The sequence below is a fragment of the Streptomyces calvus genome (assembly GCF_006782915.1).
Classification (GTDB): Bacteria; Actinomycetota; Actinomycetes; order Streptomycetales; family Streptomycetaceae; genus Streptomyces; species Streptomyces calvus.
Genome location: NZ_VCNP01000017.1, coordinates 1 through 18,519, shown reverse-complemented (window position 1 = coordinate 18,519; position 18,519 = coordinate 1). Strand labels below are relative to the sequence as shown.

Below are 18,519 nucleotides of genomic sequence, written 5' to 3'. Positions count from 1 at the left end.
GCCACTGTGCGGACAATTCAGACAGTGCAGCGCCAATTTGCCGCCAATTTGACGCCAACTGCCCGAACTGTCTAATCAGTTGACACTACGTCAACCGCCTGACTAAAAATCCCGGCGCCATTCCCTCGGCCTTGTCCGGACACCCCGGAAACACCTTGGGGGCGGCGATTTCAGCCAGGTTCTATCAGGAAGGTTTGGCGTGAGACCCAGACTGGGAAGGGCAACGGCCTGCCTGGTGGCGGCAGCGGTGATGAGCACCGCGCTGCCCCAGCTCGCCCACGCCGCACCAGCGTCCGACGGTGACGACGGCAGCGGAGTCGTCGACACCGTCAAGGGCTGGTTCGGTGACGACGGCGAGGACGGCGGCGAAGACGCCGAACCGCCCTCGCACAACGAGGCCGGGATAGCCGACCGGCAGAAACTGCCCCGGGGCAAGAACGCACCGAAGGTGAAGCGCGTCAAGGAACTGGCCGGGCGGCGCACCGCGAACGCCCGGTTCTGGCAGCTTTCCGACGGACGCGTACAGGCGGAGGTCTCGGCCACCCCCACCGCCTACCGTTCCGGGAAGTCGTGGAAGGACATCGACCCCACGGTCGAGGAAAGCGGCCGTAAGGGATTCGAGTTCGCCAACACCAGCAACGCGACGCGGAGCTGGTTCGGCTCGGACGCGGAGCGCCTGCTGCGGGTGGAGTCCGCGGACGGGCACGCCGTGACGGTCGGTCTGCCCGGGGCCGCGGAGCTGGCGCCGGTGGCCGAGGGCGACACCGTCACCTACCGCGACGCGCTCCCCGGCGCCGATCTGTCGTACCAGGTCGGTCCCGGACGGGTGAAGGAGAACATCGTCCTGGCCGGGGCCCCGGACGGGCCGGTGACCTTCACGTTCACGCTGGACACCGACGGTCTGACGCCGAAGGCGCGCAAGGACGGCTCGATCGCCTTCCACGGTGAGTCGGCCGATCCGGTGCTGGTGATGCCCGCGGCGTTCATGACGGACGCGGCGAAGGACCGCGAGTCGCCCTACGGCACCGGCTACAGCACCAAGGTCGCCCAGAAGCTCACCAGAGACGGCTCGTCCTGGAAGCTGGCCGTGACGCCGGACGCCAAGTGGCTGGCGGCCAAGGAGCGGCGGTATCCGGTCACCATCGACCCGACGATCTCCATCGCCCCGACGCCGTCCACGGCGCAGGACGTGATGATCTCGTCGGACGGTCCGACATCGAACTACGACGACAACTGGCGCCTGTCGGTCGGCAACACCTCCACGGGCAGCTCCCGCGCCCTGCTGCGCTTCCCCATCGGCAGCATCCCGGCCGGGACGAAGCTGGACTCGGCCGATCTGCGGCTGTACTACGACCAGACCCACACCACCGGCACCACCGAGGTGCAACTGGAGGCGCACCGCGCCACCGGCGCCTGGTCGGAGTCCGGCGCGACCTGGAACAACGCCAGCGGTCTGACCGGTGAGCTGTCGGGCACGTCGGTGCTGGTCGACGACGGTGACCTGGGCACCACGGCCGCGAAGGGCTCCTGGCCCGTCTCGGGGAACACGGCGTACACGCAGTACGCGACCAACCAGGACTACCGCTACAACAAGGACACCGTCGCCGGCGACACCTACACCTGGCAGCCCAGCCTGCCGGAGGACGGCGAGTACCAGGTCGAGGCGCACTACGTGCCCGCCGCCGACCGTGCCACCAACGCCCCCTACACGGTCACCTACGACGGCGGCTCCACGACGTACACCGTCGACCAGTCGGCGGGCACCGCGGGCGTGTGGAAGACCCTGGGCACGCACCGCTTCAAGGCGGGCACCGTGGGCAAGGTCGTCCTCGGTGACGGACCGGCGTCCACCGGCACCGCGGTGATCGCGGACTCGGTGCGGTTCACCAAGGGCGGAGTGGTCACCAAGCAGCCCTCGCAGGTGAACACCTGGCACTCGTTCCCGGTGACGAGGACGGTCCAGCAGTGGATCGACGGCACCCACGACAACCACGGGTTCGTGGTCAAGGCGGGCGACGAGTCCGCCGACGGCCCCAAGGGCGGCCCCCGCTACGAGGGCAGCGAGTTCGCCTACAACGGGGAGACGGCCAACTACCCGCGTCTGGTCCTCACCTACGGCCGGCCCGGCGTCGAGCTGGACCCGCCGACGACGATCCACGACACCGGCGCGGAGCTGAAGTGGTCGGCCTACACCGACCCGTCCACGGCCACCACCGCCGACGACATCGTCGAGTACCAGGTCCACCGCTCGGTGTTCCAGACGTTCACCCCGTCCGCCGCGACCCTGGTCGCGCCCGTGGCCTCGAACACCACCTCCTACACGGACACCTCCGCCACCCCGACCGCGGCCGACAGCTCGGACCCGTTCGGGCGGGCGTACTACTACATGGTCGCCGTCAAGACCAAGGACGGCCGGGTCACCGCGGCGCCGACCCAGCTGGTGCGGCTGCCGAAGGCGGGCCGTACCACCAAGGTCGTCGAGGCGGCTCAGGACACCACGCTGTCCTCGACGGAGTCGGCCACCCCGCACGACACGCTCACCGACGGCGTGCCGCAGAACTGGCTCGCGGTCGGCAACAACTCCCCCTCCTACGGCACCACCCGGGCGGCGCTGAAGTTCCCCGACCTCGGCCTGCCGACGTCCGCGCGGGTCCTGGACGCCACCTTGCGGCTGTGGGGCACGCAGACCACCACCGGGGCCTCCGGCGCGGTGTACGAGATGCGCCCGCTGACCCGTGACTTCGACGAGGCCACGGCCACCTGGACCAAGGCCGACGCCACCACCGACTGGACCACCCCCGGTGGGGACGCCGGCGCCGCGCTCGCCGACACCGTCGCGGCGATGAGCAACGACCCCTCCCGCCGCGACTGGAACGCCACCAGCCTGGTCCAGGACTGGGTGCGCGACCCCGGCACCGGGCAGGGCGTGCTGGTGAGGATGCGGGACGAGTCGGTCCAGCAGGAGCGGACCGTCTTCCTCTCCTCCGAGGCGGGCGAGAAGCGGCTGCGCCCGCGCATGGTGGTCACCTACGTCGACGCGACCACCGCCTCCACCTACCACGCGCCGAAGACCCCGGCGCGGATGACCCCGAACTCGGAGTACTCGGTCGAGTTCACTCTCACCAACACCACCGACACCACCTGGAAGGCCGCCGACCGGGCGCTGTCCTACACCTGGGCGCTGCCCGACGGCACCGACGCCACCACCGGCGGCAACCAGGTCCGCACGGCCCTGCCCAAGGACGTCGTCCCCGGTGACACCGTCACCCTCCAGGCGCAGGTCAAGACCCCCATCAACAGCGGCTCGGGCAACAAGCGCACCGACTACGTCCTGACCTGGGACCTCCTCGACACCACCACCGGCGCCTGGCTCTCCGACGGGACCGGCGGCATCCCCGGCCTGAAGCAGAACATCGCGGTCGAGGACCCCACCTCCAACACCCTGGGCCTGGAGAAGTTCTACGCCTACACCGGCAAGAACACCGGCGCCGGGTCCACGGTGATGAACAACCTGGCCGCGGGCAACAGCGTCTGGTCCTACAACGCGTTCTCCAACCCCGGTCGCGGGCTGACGACGTTCGCCAGGTTCGCGTACAACTCGCTCGACACCTCCGACACGGTGATCGGAGCGGGCTGGTCCGCCCAGTTCGCCGGGCCCATCCGGCTCGGCGCGCCGCTGGACTTCCACCCCAACCCGCACCCGACCGAGGTCCGCCTGCCGGACGGTGACGGCACCACGCACGTCTTCCGCAAGCAGGACGACGGCACCTGGAAGGCGCCCGCGGGCGTCCACTACCGCCTCACCGCCAAGCCGGACCTGGACTGCACCCCGGACAAGGACCCGGTTCCGGACGCCTGGACGCTGCTGCGTCCGGACGGCACCCGCTTCCTCTTCGGCTGCGACGGCTATCTGACGTCGGTCGTCGACAAGAACGGCAACACGCAGACGTACACGTACGAGGAGCGCAAGTCCAACAACAAGCCGACGAAGTTCCTCACCTACATCACGGACCCGGCGGGCCGTCAGTCGCTGACCGTCGACTACTACCGCAAGGGCGACGCGTCGTACGACTACATCGACGACACCGGCGCCAAGGTCACCGGCTCCAACCTGACCAACTCCAAGATCTACGACCACGTCAAGTCCATCAAGGACATCTCGGGCCGGAAGATCTCCTTCTACTACACCGACAAGGGCCTGCTCGGGCAGTTCACCGACGGTGACGGCTCCGCGCAGCCCAAGGTCTTCACGTTCACCTACGACGCCACCCAGGGCAACAAGAACGTCAAGCTGGTCAAGGCCACCGACCCGCGCGGCAACGCCACCCGGCTGACGTACTACTCCCCGCAGACCGGCGACGACCCGAAGTACCACTGGTGGACGAAGACGATCAACGACCGGCTCGGCGGTGACACCGGGTTCGCCTACGCGGCGAACACGACGAACACCAAGTTCACGGACACCACCGTCACCGACGCCGAGGCGCACGCGACGACGTACGTCACCGACGACTTCGCCCGGCCGGTGCGGACGGTCAACGCCAAGTCGCAGAAGATCGACCTGAGCTGGGACGCGGACAACAACGTCACTCTCCTGACGGAGGACAACGGCGCCAAGACCGCGTTCTGCTACGACCAGAAGACCGGCTACCCGCTGTGGAAGCTGGACGCGGAGTCCATCAAGGAGAACGGCAACACACCCCCGGACCCGGCGACCACCTGCGGCACCGGCACCGGCTCGTACCCGGAGCACGCGGCGACGTTCGAGTACGCCACCCGCGCCGACGGTTTCGCCGCGGACCTGTTCCGCAAGACGTCCCCGCTGGGCCACTCCTGGCAGTTCGGGTACGACACCTTCGGCAACCTGAAGACGGTCACCGACCCCAAGGGCGTCGCCACCGCGACCGCCGGCGACTACACCACGTCGTACGAGTACGACGGGTACGGCCAGCTGACGCGGGCGACCGACGCCAACGGCAACCCGACGACCAACAGCGAGTTCGGTCCGACCGGTTACCCGGCGAAGATCACCGACGCGCTCGACACGACCACGTCGTACGTGTACGACGAGCGCGGCCAGGTCACCGAGGTCGTCGACGCCCTGGGCAAGAAGACCACGCAGACCTACGACACCTACGGGCGTCCGCTGGTCAGCACGGTGCCCAAGGACCAGGACGCCGGGATCCTCATCACCACTCCGGCGCCGAAGTACGACCCGAACGACAACGTCGTGGAGACCACCGCGCCGCACGGGGCGGTGTCGAAGGCGTCGTACGACGCCGCCGACCAGGTCACCTCGGCGACGGCTCCCGCCAACAACCAGTCGGTGCCGCGGGTGACGACGTACACCTACGACAAGGTCGGCAACCTCAGGACGACGACCGAGCCGAAGGGCAACGTCGCCGGCGCGGTGGCGGGCTCGTACACCACGACCAACCACTACAACGAGATCTACCAGCTCACCTCCGTGGTCAACGCGGGCGGCGACCGGATCTCGTACGTCTACGACAGCGTCGGCAACGTCGTCACGGTCATCGACCCGAAGAAGAACGCGACCGCGGACCCCGACGACTTCACCTCCAAGACGGCGTACGACTGGAACCACCGCATCACCACGGTGACCGACGCGGCGGGGAAGTCCACGAAGCGGTCCTACGACAAGGACTCGCGGGTCGTCTCCTCCACGGACGCGGAGAACAACACCTCCACCGTCACCTACGACGAGCGCGGCAAGACCACCGAGGTCAAGATCCCGCACTCGGACACCTCGCCGATCACGTACCGGACCACGAAGTACGAGTACGACGAGGTCGGCAACACCACCAAGGTGCTGACCCCGCGGGCCACCGCGGCCGGGACGACGGAGGCGTTCACCCAGCGCACCGAGTACGACGCGCTGAACCGCCCGGTCAAGCAGTACCAGCCCTACGACCCGGCGGACGCCCGCTACAACGACCCGAACGTCTACACCGAGACGGTCTACGACGCGGTCGGCCAGGTCAAGAAGACCTCCATGCCCCCGTCCGAGGGGCAGACGGTCCGCAATGACACCACGTTCACCTACTTCGACAACGGGTGGGCGAAGTCGGCCACCGATCCCTGGGACATCGTCACCACCTACGACTACAACGACCTCGGCCAGCAGACCAAGCGCACGCTGACGTCCGCCGGTGGCGACGCCGACCGCACCATGACGTGGGCCTACTACCCCAACGGGGCGCTCAAGTCGAAGTCGGACGACGGTGTCCCGGTCGGCAAGCACGTCGTGCTCGTCGACAACTCCGACACCCAGAACACCGCCGCCACCGGCACCTGGACGAAGGGGGACAGCACCGGTCAGCAGGGCTACGACCACCGTACCCACGCGGCGGGCACCGGCACCGACGCCTTCACCTGGAAGCTCAACATCCCCCAGGACGGCACATACACCGCGTACGTGAAGTACCCGAAGGTGACGGGCGCGGCCACCGCGGCGAAGTACACGCTGACCCACGGCACCACCACCGAGCCGTCGGTGACCCGGGACCAGTCCGCGAACACCGGCACCTGGGTGTCGCTGGGCTCCTACAGCCTCGAGCAGGGCGCGGACGCGGAGCTGAAGCTGGAGCAGAGCGGCGGCGGCGTCGTGGTCGCCGACGCGGTGAAGCTGGTCCGCGACACCAGCGGCGAGACCGACAACGAGAAGCACACCTTCACCTACGGCTATGACGTCAACGGCAATCTGACGTCGATCGACGACACCTCGCCGGACGCCGAGGCGGTCACGTACTCCGTGGCGCACGACGCGCTCAACCAGGTGAAGTCGGTCACCGAGGCGCTGGCCGACCAGCGGACGAAGACCACGGCGTTCACCTATGACGCCAACGGCCGGCTGGAGACGGTCACGCACCCCGACCAGTTCTCCAAGTACACCTACGACCTGCGGGAACTGGTCAAGACGGTCTCCGTCGGCAAGTCGGCGACGGACACCGACCCGAAGGTGTCGTCGTACACGTACACCGACCGCGGTCTGAAGCTGAGGGAGACCAAGGCCAACGGCAACACCGTCGACTACACGTACTACCTCGACGGCGCCGTGAAGAGCACGGTGGAGAAGAAGGCGGACGGCAGCACGCTGGTCGCCTCGCACAGCTACGCCTACGACCCGAACGGCAACAAGGCGCGGGACACCGCGAAGAAGATGAACGCCGACAACCACGCGGCGTACCTCGAATCCACCACGGACTACACCTACGACCCGGCCGACCGGCTGGCGAAGTCGGTGAAGACCGGCAACGGCGCGGGCACCGAGACCTACGTCCACGACGACAACTCCAACGTCGTCAGCCAGTCGGTCCGGGGCACGTCGACGACGTTCGTCTACGACCGCAACCGGCTGCTGACCTCGACCACGGGCGGGGCGACCTCCCGGTTCAACTACGACCCGTTCGGGCGCCAGGAGTCGGTCCTCGCCGGCGGCGAGATCGTCTCGCGGAACGTGTACGACGGCTTCGACCACGTCGTGGAGTCCCAGCAGCGGGGCGCCGACGGCGCGATGAAGTCGACCACGTACGCCTTCGACCCGCTGGACCGCACCACCTCGAAGACGGTGGACGGCAAGACCACCGACTTCTCCTACCTGGGGCTGTCCGGTGAGGTACTGGACGAGCGGGTCGCCGGTGAGCTGACCAAGTCGTACCAGTACAGCCCGTGGGGCGAGCGGCTGTCGCAGGTCAAGCACCACGCCGACGGCACGACCGAGGACGGCTTCTACGGCTACAACGGCCACACCGACGTCGAGACCGTCACCGACGGCGACGGCGACACCAAGGCGACGTACGGCTACACGGCCTACGGCAAGGACGACGAGTCCGAGTTCACCGGCATCGACAAGCCCGACGCCACCGACCCGACGAAGGAGGAGTACAACCCGTACCGCTTCAACGCCAAGCGGTGGGACGCCCGGTCCGGCACCTACGACATGGGCTTCCGCAACTACGACCCGGGGCTGAACCGCTTCACCACGCGGGACATGTACAACGGCGCCCTCGCCGACATGTCCCTGGGCGCGGACCCGTACACCGGCAACCGGTACGCGTTCACCGGCGGCAACCCGGTCAGCAGCGTCGAGCTGGACGGTCACTTCGCCATCGCGATCCCCATCGCGGCGGTCGTGGTCGTCGCGGTGGTGGCGGCGGTCGCCACCGACGAGGCGGTGTCCGAGGTGCAGGGGCGGCCCAGCTTCCTGGACAGCCTCGGTGACGCCCTCACCTCCACGGCCGAGGGCATCCGCGACGCCGTGAACCGCGCCGGGCAGGAGGAGCCCAAGCCCTCTCCCACGCCCACTCCGCGCCCCGCGCCCCGGCCGACGCCGGACAACGGGAGCCGGGGCAAGTGCGGGGGCGGCTGGGTCGAGCACGGTGACCTGGACGCGGCCAACGGCAACCGGGCCACGGGCGTACGGGCCTGTCTCACCGAGGGCTATCTGGCGGCGAACCCGGGGACGAAGACGAACGTCTCCGTCGTCGCGCCTCCCGGCTACCGGTGGGCGCAGCGCACCGCGGGCTGGCTCGGTGCCCACCCGGTGGACCAGAACATCAACGCCTGTCACCTCCTCGGCAAGCAGCTGTCCGGTTCCGGCACCCAGCTGGAGAACCTGGCCACCTGCGCGCGGGGGGCGAACGCTCCGCAGGACGGCTCCCAGCAGGGCACCAACAACATGCAGAACTACGAGAACCAGGTCAGGGAAGCCGTCGCGGCGGGCCAGGACGTCTACTACACGGTGACGCCTCGCTACAGTGGCCGCCGGACGGTGCCGACGGGCTTCACGCTCAGTGCCTACGGGACGAACCCCGACGGCACGCCGGGACTCGTCATCCCGCCCGTCTTCATCACCAACACGCTGGCGGGCCGGAACCTCGGTATGTTCAACGACCCGAACACGGGCCGGCAGGTTCCCACCGGGAGCACGCCGTGACCGGAGCCCGTGAAGGAGGAGCACGTGACTGAAACGCCCGAGTGGCAGGCGCTCCAGCAGCTCATGCCACCCGCGCTCGAACCGGACCTCACGGTCGACTGGGACCGGATGCGGGAGTCGTGGGGCACGGAGTTCCCCGCCGACTACCGGCGGTTCATGGAGGTGTACGGGCCGGGGACGGTCCAGAGCTATCTGGTCGTCCAGGACCCGGAGCCCCGGGGCGGACCGCGGCGCTCGCAGTTCGGCGGCATGCAGCACGAGACGGCCAACGCCGAGCGGTCCTGGGCCCTCGCGTCGAAGTCGCCGGAGCTGGCGGGGTCGAGCCCGCGGCTGATCGCCTGGGGTGCGGACTCCAGCGCGGACATCCTGTGCTGGGACGCCTCCGGTACGGACCCCGACGCCTGGCCGGTGCTGGTGCTGGACCGGGACGAGGGTCTGTGGAGCCGTTACGACTGCGGCATGGTGGAGTTCCTGACCCGGTTGCTGCGCGCGGAGTTCGACGAGTGCCCGCTCGGCGACCTCTCGTTGTGGGGACGGGGCTCGGCGGTCTTCCTCACGGTGAGCGAGTACCAGCGGCGGCTGGAGCAGGGGCTCGATCCGTGGACGGGCAAGCCTGATCCGTACGCCGGATCGTACGGCCGCTGACCGAGCCACCGCCCTGAAGAAGACGGGACGCTTCGACACGTTCGAAGCGTCCCGTCGGCGTTCTGATCAGGCTGCGTCCGCTCCGCGGAACGCGGACGCCGGCCGTCCTTCGAAGGGTCGACGGTGTGCGGGGCCGCGTAGCGCGTAGCAGGCTGACGGATTCTCCAGGGGCCGCCGCAGTCGCGTCCACACCCTTCTCGAAAGTTTCGAAGGTCACGCACATGCTTGCGGTGCGTCCCTTCCTCATCCCATTCCATCCCTAGCGACGGTTCGCGTAAGAGGTGGCGTGACCTGCGAAGATGCACTCGCCAAGTCCTCTTCTGGTGAGGAAAGTGTTTCCGAAAGGCTGTCGAAAGTATTGACAGGGTCATGGCGCTCTACGAAAACTGTGGCCACCGAACGACAGGAGACCGTCGTTCCCCTCGCGCCAGCTGACCGGGGACGGCGGTCGGTCGTTGCGGCACGACGACGGGCGACCCCGCCGTGTTCCATGCAAGGCCGCGGGCAGCAGAAGCCGCCCGCCCCCACCAGCCTTCATCGGGAGGACGCATGCAGCAGAACGGCACGCAGCAGGACCAGATCCAGCAGAACCCCGCTCCCTTCAGCGGCTTGAGCCGACGAGGCTTCCTCGGCGGCGCCGGCACGGTCGCGCTCGCCACCGCGTCCGGACTGCTGCTGCCCAGCACCGCCCACGCCGCCACCACCATCACCACCAACCAGACCGGGTACGACGGCATGTACTACTCGTTCTGGACCGACGGCGGCGGCTCCGTCTCCATGACGCTCAACGGCGGCGGCAGTTACAGCACCCGGTGGACCAACTGCGGCAACTTCGTCGCCGGCAAGGGCTGGAACACCGGCGGGCGCAGGACGGTCCGCTACACCGGCTACTTCAACCCGTCGGGCAACGGCTACGGCTGCCTCTACGGCTGGACGTCGAACCCGCTGGTGGAGTACTACATCGTCGACAACTGGGGCAGCTACCGGCCCACCGGCGAGCACCGGGGCACCGTCTACAGCGACGGCGGCACGTACGACATCTACAAGACGACGCGCTACAACGCCCCCTCCGTCGAGGGCACCCGCACCTTCGACCAGTACTGGAGCGTCCGGCAGTCGAAGGTGACCAGTGGCTCCGGCACCATCACCACCGGCAACCACTTCGACGCCTGGGCGCGCGCGGGCATGAACCTGGGCCAGTTCAGGTACTACATGATCATGGCGACCGAGGGTTACCAGAGCAGCGGCAGCTCGAACATCACGGTCAGCGGCTGACCTCCGTCCGGCGAACGACCGGTTGCGGGCTCCGTCCTCGTGACGGGTCCCGCAACCGTGGCGCACTCGCCACCGCGGGATGGGCCGACCGGTTCGACAACCAGCCCCTCCTCCCGTCGGCGAGTTCGGTTGCGCCGGATGCGTCGTCTCCGGATGTCGCGCTCGCAGCGGCCATCAGCCGGGCGGCCGCCGCGGCAGGGGTCTGCGGGGGAACCACCAGGAGGTCCCAATGGCCCGCGGTGTAGGACCGCAGCAGGATCCTGTGCGGATTGAGGTGCGAAGCGAACCAGTCGACCGTCACCTCGTGCTCGTTGACGACGAGCGTGCCACGCCGGACGGCCGGCCAGTGGCGGGGGTTGACGGCGACATGGGTGATCCGTCCCCACAAGGGATCGAGCACGTCGGCCAGTTCGGCCAGTTCACGCGTCAGCTCGCGAGTGCGGGGCCACCAGGCGCCGTCCACCCCGACCGGCCGGGACAAAAGACCGACAGCGCGCAGGGCGAGGCGCACGGAAGGAGCCCGGAAAGGCTCGGTGTGCGGCGGGGAAGACGCGATGTCCATGGACACGGAGCGGAACCTGTCTCCGGACCTGCGCCCGCGGGCGGTCCGTCCGGTGGTGGCGTCGGGAACGAGACCGGCAGTGGAACCGGTGTGCTGAAGCACCCGACAGCTCCAGGCTACTCCCCGGCGTCGTCGCCGAACGGCGCGAGCGGTGCACCTGGCCGCCGCGTCGCGACGAGGAAGAGGCGCGGCCCGGATCGGACCCGTGCCGGGTCGAGGCCGGTACGCCGTCCTGACACGCGGCCGGCGGAAGATCAGTTCCGCCCGGTCTCCTGGCCGGCGTGTCCGGTCCGCCGGCTGGACTCCAGCCACGAGCGTGCCGGTTCCGCTGCGCGGGTGGTGTCCACGGTGAGTTCCAGACGGGTCCCGCCACCCTCGCCGCCCGCCGGATAGCTGCGCTGTTCGGTGGCGGCGAAGCAACGCCGGAGAACCTCCGCCACCTGCCGGGCGGTCTCGGGCGACGCGGCGACGATGTGAACCTCGGCGTAACCGGCCGAGGGTGCTTCCTGGGGTTCCATGCAGACCTCACAGTGCGGCTCGATGCGGCTGGACCAGGGCACCGATCACCCTACTTCGCCGTGCCACCTCCCGGCCCTCGGCCACGGCGGACGGCACGCCCCGCCATGGCGGGGCGTCGCCCGTGCCGCAACACCACGTCTGCCACCCGGATCCTCGGCCGTCACCGTGACCGACGGGTCGCGGGATCCATCGCCGAGGATCGTCGGACAGGACGTGAGCGAGGAGGACGCCACGGCCTCGACAGGGGCGGTCCATGGACGAACCGGCCACTCGGGCGATCCGAGGAGTACGCTGAGGAGTACCGAGGATTCTTCGAACACCGGTTTCCACGCCTGTGTCGTTTTCGGCGATCCAATACGCCGGGCCGGTTGTGATCGGCTCGAGGCAAGGTCCGCGTCATGACTGCGACCATTTTCCGCCCGACGACATTCGAAGGCCCGACGACATCCGAAGGCCGGCTCTCCGCGCCCCCTCCGCGCCTCTCCCTGGCCCCCGCGGGCTGCGCGCCGGCACTGCTGGACGGCGCATGGTGGCCGCGTACGCGTGACCTCCACGCCGAACTGCCCGCACTGGCGGCGGTGCTCGATCCCTTGTGGGGACGGATCACCCGGATCACGGTAAACCCCGCCCGGTGGCCCGTCGTACCGCGCAAGGTGCCCGTCGGCGGGCACATGGTGAAGGTCGGCTGGTTCCGGGCCGAGCAGGACCCGCACGAGCTGCTGCTGTTGTCGTACCACGTGGGTCGCTGGAACCTGCTGGTCGTTCCCCCGGAGACGGACCCTGTCCCGGCCGCCTGGCTGATGAGCGCCGCAAGCGACCCGCGGCGCACCGAGACCGCGAGCCGGCTGATGGCGGATGCCCCGCGTCCGCGGTCGGTCGCCGGAGGAGACCGGATCATGGAAGCGGTCCGGGAGTCCGAAGGCGGACGGGAAGCCGGTGTTCCGGCCGCGTCCGCACGGGCCCGCACTCTCACCGCTGCGATCGCGAACCAGCTGAGCAGGGCGTGAGAACCATGGGCGTCGTCGTGACGGTGATCGTGCTCCTTGCGCTGACAGCCGTGGGTGTCCTTCTCATCCATCGGCTCAACTCCCAACACGGCAGCCGTGCTGCCGCCTTCCACTACGGTCCCCTCGGCACCGCTGTTCCGGGTACGGCGCCGACGTCCGGGCGCAGGGTGCGCGGCAGGGCGGTCGCGGCGAGCGGCACCGGCGAACGCGGGGACCGCCGGGCCGGCGGACGCGGACGGCTGCGGCCACGACGCCGCACCCACAAGAGGCCGATGCCGTGGAGTCGGCCGTCCGTCGACCGGTGACCGCAGCGCACCCGCCGGACCCGGACCCGGTACCCGGCTGCCGGCAGGGCCCTACGACATGAAGTGGGTCGCGGAACGGGCCCGCTCCCACATGCCGGGAACCTGCTCGGCGGGACGCTGCTGCTCGCCGTGCAGGGCGTTGAGCACCACCAGGCATCCGGTCAGCGCCGGCACCGCCCACTGCGCGTAGGCCAGCTGCCGCCGCGCCTTGTCGAGGTCGATGGGATGCTTCTGCGCCTTCTCGGCGTCCTGCGGGTCCGCGGAGGTGGCCAGCTCGACCTTCTTGCCCAGGCCACGGGCGTAGGCGGTGGCGGCCAGGGCCGCGGCGGTGACGACGGTCTTGGCCACGGTGGAGGCGGCCACTCCCTGCTGGGCGGCGACGCGGTGGGCGTTCACGGCGAGCAGCCCGCCGCCACCGAACAGATGCGCGCCGATGGCGGCGGCGTTGACCGGAACCCACTTCGCCCATCCCGACGCAGAGATCCGATCGCTGGTCGCCTCATGTCCGCCTACGTCCTTGGCCGCACCGTTGAGGCCGACCGCGCCCATCAGCGAGCCGCCGAACCAGGCGGCCAGACCCACATCGTGCAGGCTGCGGATGAGGGTGTTTCGTTCGGACATGATGGTGCTCCTTCACACAGCGAACCGGGGCGCATGCCGACGGAGACGTCGAGCACTGTCCCACCCTCGTTCGACTCCGGCCCCACCGCCATCACGGCTGAGCCGGACGGGTGTGGCACGCATGCACGCCGACGGCGAGCCCTTTCCGGTGGAGGGAGCGTCGTCGGGCCGGTTCGGTGGACCGGCCGTCGGGCGCCACGACTTCCGCGGTGGTGAGACGTCCGCCGCGCGGGCCGGCCTGAGGTGTATCGGCTCGGCGGGCGGGGGTGGACGCCGGGATCGGTAGGGGAGGTGCGCGAAGGACGCGCGACGCGACCGTGAACGCGTCATGATGTCGCGGTTCGGCGTGTCTGCCTTCTGAACCCCGCGGTCCGGGCGGCCCGGTGGTCAGGCGGACGCGGGTGGCACGCCCGTACTGCGGACCCTGCGCGGACGGTGCGGGAGGGCCGCGGTCCGGACACGAGCCCATGGGACTCTCGCAGCGTCCCGCATGATGCGCTCGCGCACCGGTGGCGCGGGGGACCTTGGCGCGTCGGTGTCGTGTGATCGCTGATGACTGCTCGTCGCGCGAGGCGCTTCGTCACCGCGCGCCTCGGTACGACGAGCGCGGGGGCGGTCGGCCCGTCCGCAGGGTGCGCCGGCCCGTTCTGCGGCGCGTTCGGCGGTCAATTCCGCCGGCCGGCGGCGCGGACGATGAGGGAGCGCAGTTCTTCCACGGCTCGGGTACGGGCACCGTCCAATGCGGGTGAGGTGAGGACGGCGGCGGTGACCGGGACGGGGCGCGGTGTCCGGGCGAAGTGTTCGGCGACGGTGGCGGTGATGGCGGGCTGGGTTCCCCATTCGCCGCCGATGACGATCATGCTGGGGTCGGTCAGGGAGACCGCTGCGGCGAGGACGCCGGTGACGGCGCGGGCCAGGACCGTGCGCAGTCGCCGCGCCTGCTCGCCCGCGGCGGTCAGCCGGGCGACGAGGGTGTCGGTGTCGATGGCGGTCGAGTGCGGGTGGCGCAGGCCGAGGGCCGCGAAGACGTCGGTGAAATGCATCGCGGTGTCGTCGGGGCCCACCGTGTAGAGGTGCGCGATCTCTCCGGCCAGGCCGTGGTGACCGCGGCGCACCTGGCCGTCGTTGACGACCGCGCAGCCGAGGCCCTGACCGAGGTGGAGGTAGACGAAGTCGTCGACGCCGGCGGCGCATCCGTGGTCGCGTTCGGCGCGGGCGGCCCAGTTGACGTCGTTGTCGACCAGCACCGTTCCCCGGACGTGGGGCGCCAGGAGGGCGGGCGGGTCGAGTTCGCCGACGAGGAAGGGCGCGTCGGGAAGCTGGACTAGCCGGCCGGTGGTGCGGTCGACGGGGTCGGCGGCGCTGACGACGGCGGTCCGGAGGGCGCCGGGGGTGCGGCTGCCGAGGTCTGCCGCGGCGCCCGCGAGGGCGGCCGCGGCCCGTTCCGGCCCGTCGCTGCGTCCGAGAGGGATGTGCGCCTGTTCCCGGACCGTGCCGTGCGCGTCGACCGCCTCGGCCCGCACGCCGTAGGGGGTGATGGCGGCGACCAGGGCGGTGCCGGTGTCCGGTGCGAGGGCGTAGTAGGTGCCCACGCGTCCGCGTCCGGCGGTGCGCTCTCCCGTGTCGGCGAGGAGACCGGCGGCGGTGAGGCGCTGGACGCTGTCGGAGATCGTGGGTTTGGAGATCCCCGTGTGGGCCGCGATCTCCGCGCGCGTCAGCCGGGGGTGGGTCATCAGGGCGCGCAGGACGTTCTCGTCGGTCAGGCCGCGCAGCATCTCCAGCGAAGGTTTCGGCGGTGCCATGCACACAGTCTAGTAAGGGCTCTTGCCTAAATCGGGAGGCCGCCCTAGCGTAGGGTTTAGTAAGGAGTCCTCACTAAAGGAGTCGGGCGATGACGCTCGCCGCTGAGCCGCAGCACACCCCTCCGCCCCTGCCGCACTGGGACGAGACCCCGGACGACCTCGGGGCCGCCATCCGCGCCATCAAGCCCGCCCTGCGGGCCAGGATCGAAGCCTCCGGCCGCACGGTGGCGGAAGTCTTCGCCGCCGCCGAACGCCGGATCGAGGCGCGCATCGAGGAGATCGAGGCCGACCGCGCCCGAGGCGAGCAGGTCTGGCCGGTCCTCGACTACGACGCGATCAGCTCCGGCACCGTGACACCCGAGGAACTCGCCAAGCTCGCCCGGCGCGGCTGCCTGGTCGTGCGCGGCCACTTCCCCCGGGAACAGGCCCTGGCCTGGGACGCCGACATCGTCGACTACGTCGAGCGCAACGAGTTCTTCGAGAACTACACCGGCCCGGGCGACGACTTCTTCGGCAGCGTCGGATCCAAGCCGGAGATCTACCCCGTCTACTGGTCCAAGGCCCAGATGCAGGCCCGCCAGTCCGAGCGGATGTCCACCGTCCAGTCGTTCCTGAACTCGTTGTGGCGCCACACCTCCGAGGACGGCACCCGGTGGTTCGACCCGGACCGTGACGCGCTCTACCCGGACCGCATCCGGCGCCGCCCGCCGGGCACGGACTCCGCGGGCCTCGGCACCCACTGCGACCCGGGCACGCTCGACCTGTGGATGACGCAGGAGTACCAGAAGGCGTTCCGGCACGTGTTCGACGGCTCCGTGGAGTCCTACGACCCGTGGGACGCCGCCCACCGCACCACCGGCCCGCAGTACCCGGGTACGACCATGTGCTCGGCCTTCCGCACCTTCCAGGGCTGGACCGCCCTGTCGGACATGGACGCCGACCAGGGCGTGCTGCACACCGTCCCGATCCCCGAGATCATGGTGTACCTGCTGCTGCGCCCGCTGCTCCCCGACGTTCCCGAGGACTCGATGTGCGGGGTGCGCACCAACCAGGTCTTCCCCGTCACCAAACGCTGGCACCCGGCGCTGTACCGGGCGCTGAGCCCCATCCCCGACGTCCGGGCCGGCGACTCCGTGTGGTGGCACTGCGACATGATCCACAGCGTCGCCCCCGTGGAGAACCAGCAGGGCTGGGGCAATGTCATGTACATCCCCGCCGCGCCCTGGTGCGCCCGCAACGAGCGCTATGCGCACGAGGTCCGCGAAGCGTTCCTGACCGGTTCCAGCCCCAGCGACTTCCCCGCCGAGCACTACGAGCGCACCTGGAACGGCCGCTTCACGCTCGACGACCTCAACGACACCGGCCGCCGCGGCCTGGGCCTCGCCTGACGACCGGACCGCGCACGGGACGTGACCGAACGGGCCCGCACGATCCGGCTCAACGGATCCTGCGGGCCTGTTCACTGCCGTACGCACGGGCACCCGTACGTACGGCCTCTCGGTCGTGTCCGACGGTGACGGACGGCCGGCCGGTGCGCCCCGTGCCCGGCAGGGCCACTCGTCCTACCGCTCGCCTCGACGGTGCCGTGGCCGCTCGCTCAGCGGACGTCCGCGTACCAGCGCCAGTCCGTCTGCCGTCCCAGACCGGGCAGCGCTGCCCTCCCGGTACACCACAGCAGGGTCTCGGCCGGCCGGAACCCGGACGGCGCGTCGGGGAACAGCCGCTCGACGGTGGGCCGGCAGAGCTCGTCCGGCAGGGGCTGTTCCACGCCGAAGGTCTGGGCGATGTCCCGGCTGTGCAGGAGGACTTCCACTACGCCCATGGCACCGAACCCGGCGGCGTCGGCGGTGCCCCAGGGGTGGAACGCCCGGACCTCGGGGCCGGTCGTGCGGATCGTGGACGCGAGCAGCGTGCCTCCGATGTGAAGGCCCTCGACAGCAAGTTCGGGCGGTGTGCCGTCGTCCACGGAGATGCGCAGGCCGATCCAACGGTCGACGGGCTGGGCGATGAGCAGGCCCGCGTAGCCGAACACGGCCTGTGAGAGATGGGAAATCGTCTGGTAGCAGCTCCACTCCAGCTCTCCGGCAGGACGTAACCAGTCCTGGTCCGCGCATTTGTCGAGAACGGAAGTGCTGAAATCGGTTGCTTCGGTGACGAGTTCGGGCCACATGTTTGTCATTCCCCCCATGCTGTAGGCGGCCGGGATTTCCCGTGACGGCTTCGCTCACGGCGGAACCACTCCGCCACTTACCCATAGGTAAGTGCCGTGGCGTGTTTTCGACGCCGGAATCCGGGCGCGTTGAGGCGGAAACACGGGCGTACGGAAATTCTCCATTCCAGATGTGACGCACGCACGCGTGAACTCCGGGGGACGGGGACGGGGACGCGGATCCGCGACGCGTTTGCGGTGCCGGTCACCACCGGGCGATGAGCGGTGTGTCCGGTTCCTGCTGCCGCCAGGCTGCGGCGAGGCGGGCCAGGCGGGTGGGGGCGGCGATGCCGCGCACGGTGGCGATCCGGTCGTGGACGATGTCGAACGTCACGGCACCGACGACCTGGTCGCCGACCACGACGAGGACGGCGGGGGCGCCGTTGACGAGCGCGTAGTGCATGGCTGGCGTGCCGCCGGCGAATCGCCGTTTCGCCGCTGTGGGTTTGAAGCCGGCCCGTGCGACGGCGGCGATGCGCTGCGGGGTGTCGAACCGCAGCAGCGTCTCGGTCAGGCCGGCGCCGTCGGAGATCGCGGTCGCGTCGTCGGTGAGCAGCACCACCAGCCGTTCGACGCGGCCCGAGGTGGCGGCCGAGAGGAACTCCTCGACGACCCTGC

The 18,519-nt window shown here is 69.9% G+C and carries 11 protein-coding genes; 5 read left to right on the top strand and 6 right to left on the bottom strand.

Annotated features, from left to right (window positions below):
* Window positions 1-250: 250 nt before the first annotated feature.
* The 3 genes from FGW31_RS07930 (at window position 251) to FGW31_RS07920 (ending at window position 10,876) form a co-directional block, all read left to right on the top strand.
* The gene (locus FGW31_RS07930; RefSeq protein WP_233452446.1) at window positions 251-8,956 is read left to right on the top strand and encodes a golvesin C-terminal-like domain-containing protein; all 8,706 of its coding nucleotides are present in this window, start codon (window positions 251-253) and stop codon (window positions 8,954-8,956) included.
* Between the two features lie 24 nt (window positions 8,957-8,980).
* Window positions 8,981-9,601, top strand: coding sequence for a hypothetical protein (locus tag FGW31_RS07925; RefSeq protein WP_142192661.1), 621 nt, complete (start codon window positions 8,981-8,983; stop codon window positions 9,599-9,601).
* Window positions 9,602-10,150: 549 nt separating this feature from the next.
* Window positions 10,151-10,876 (top strand): glycoside hydrolase family 11 protein, encoded by a 726-nt coding sequence (locus tag FGW31_RS07920; RefSeq protein ID WP_142192660.1) that lies wholly within the window; start codon window positions 10,151-10,153, stop codon window positions 10,874-10,876.
* Here the strand turns inward: FGW31_RS07920 and FGW31_RS07915 are convergent.
* Window positions 10,866-11,438 (bottom strand): DUF5994 family protein, encoded by a 573-nt coding sequence (locus tag FGW31_RS07915; RefSeq protein WP_220450357.1) that lies wholly within the window; start codon window positions 11,436-11,438, stop codon window positions 10,866-10,868. The two genes, FGW31_RS07920 and FGW31_RS07915, sit on opposite strands and share 11 nt — an antisense overlap.
* A gap of 254 nt (window positions 11,439-11,692) precedes the next feature.
* Entirely contained in the window at window positions 11,693-11,956 is a 264-nt protein-coding gene (locus FGW31_RS07910; RefSeq protein ID WP_142192783.1) for a PH domain-containing protein, read from the bottom strand.
* 399 nt (window positions 11,957-12,355) lie between these two features.
* On the opposite strand from FGW31_RS07910, the gene FGW31_RS07905 reads away from it, so the two are divergent.
* Window positions 12,356-12,964, top strand: coding sequence for a DUF5994 family protein (locus FGW31_RS07905; RefSeq protein WP_142192659.1), 609 nt, complete (start codon window positions 12,356-12,358; stop codon window positions 12,962-12,964).
* A 356-nt stretch (window positions 12,965-13,320) separates the two neighbouring features.
* Here FGW31_RS07905 and FGW31_RS07895 read toward each other — a convergent pair whose 3' ends face one another.
* Complete coding sequence (locus FGW31_RS07895; RefSeq protein ID WP_142192658.1) at window positions 13,321-13,890, bottom strand: hypothetical protein; 570 nt, start codon at window positions 13,888-13,890, stop codon at window positions 13,321-13,323.
* Between the two features lie 665 nt (window positions 13,891-14,555).
* Window positions 14,556-15,692, bottom strand: a complete 1,137-nt coding sequence (locus FGW31_RS07890) for an ROK family transcriptional regulator (RefSeq protein ID WP_142192657.1) — start codon at window positions 15,690-15,692, stop codon at window positions 14,556-14,558.
* A gap of 89 nt (window positions 15,693-15,781) precedes the next feature.
* Here FGW31_RS07890 and FGW31_RS07885 point away from each other — a divergent pair, with 89 nt between their 5' ends.
* On the top strand, window positions 15,782-17,080 hold the full coding sequence (locus FGW31_RS07885) for a DUF1479 domain-containing protein (RefSeq protein ID WP_142192656.1): 1,299 nt from the start codon (window positions 15,782-15,784) through the stop codon (window positions 17,078-17,080).
* Between the two features lie 209 nt (window positions 17,081-17,289).
* On the opposite strand, the gene FGW31_RS07880 is transcribed toward FGW31_RS07885, so the two are convergent.
* Window positions 17,290-17,871, bottom strand: a complete 582-nt coding sequence (locus FGW31_RS07880; RefSeq protein ID WP_142192655.1) for a hypothetical protein — start codon at window positions 17,869-17,871, stop codon at window positions 17,290-17,292.
* A gap of 235 nt (window positions 17,872-18,106) precedes the next feature.
* Window positions 18,107-18,519: sigma-70 family RNA polymerase sigma factor family protein (locus FGW31_RS07875; RefSeq protein ID WP_459179159.1), on the bottom strand; the 413-nt coding region annotated here is incomplete at its 5' end.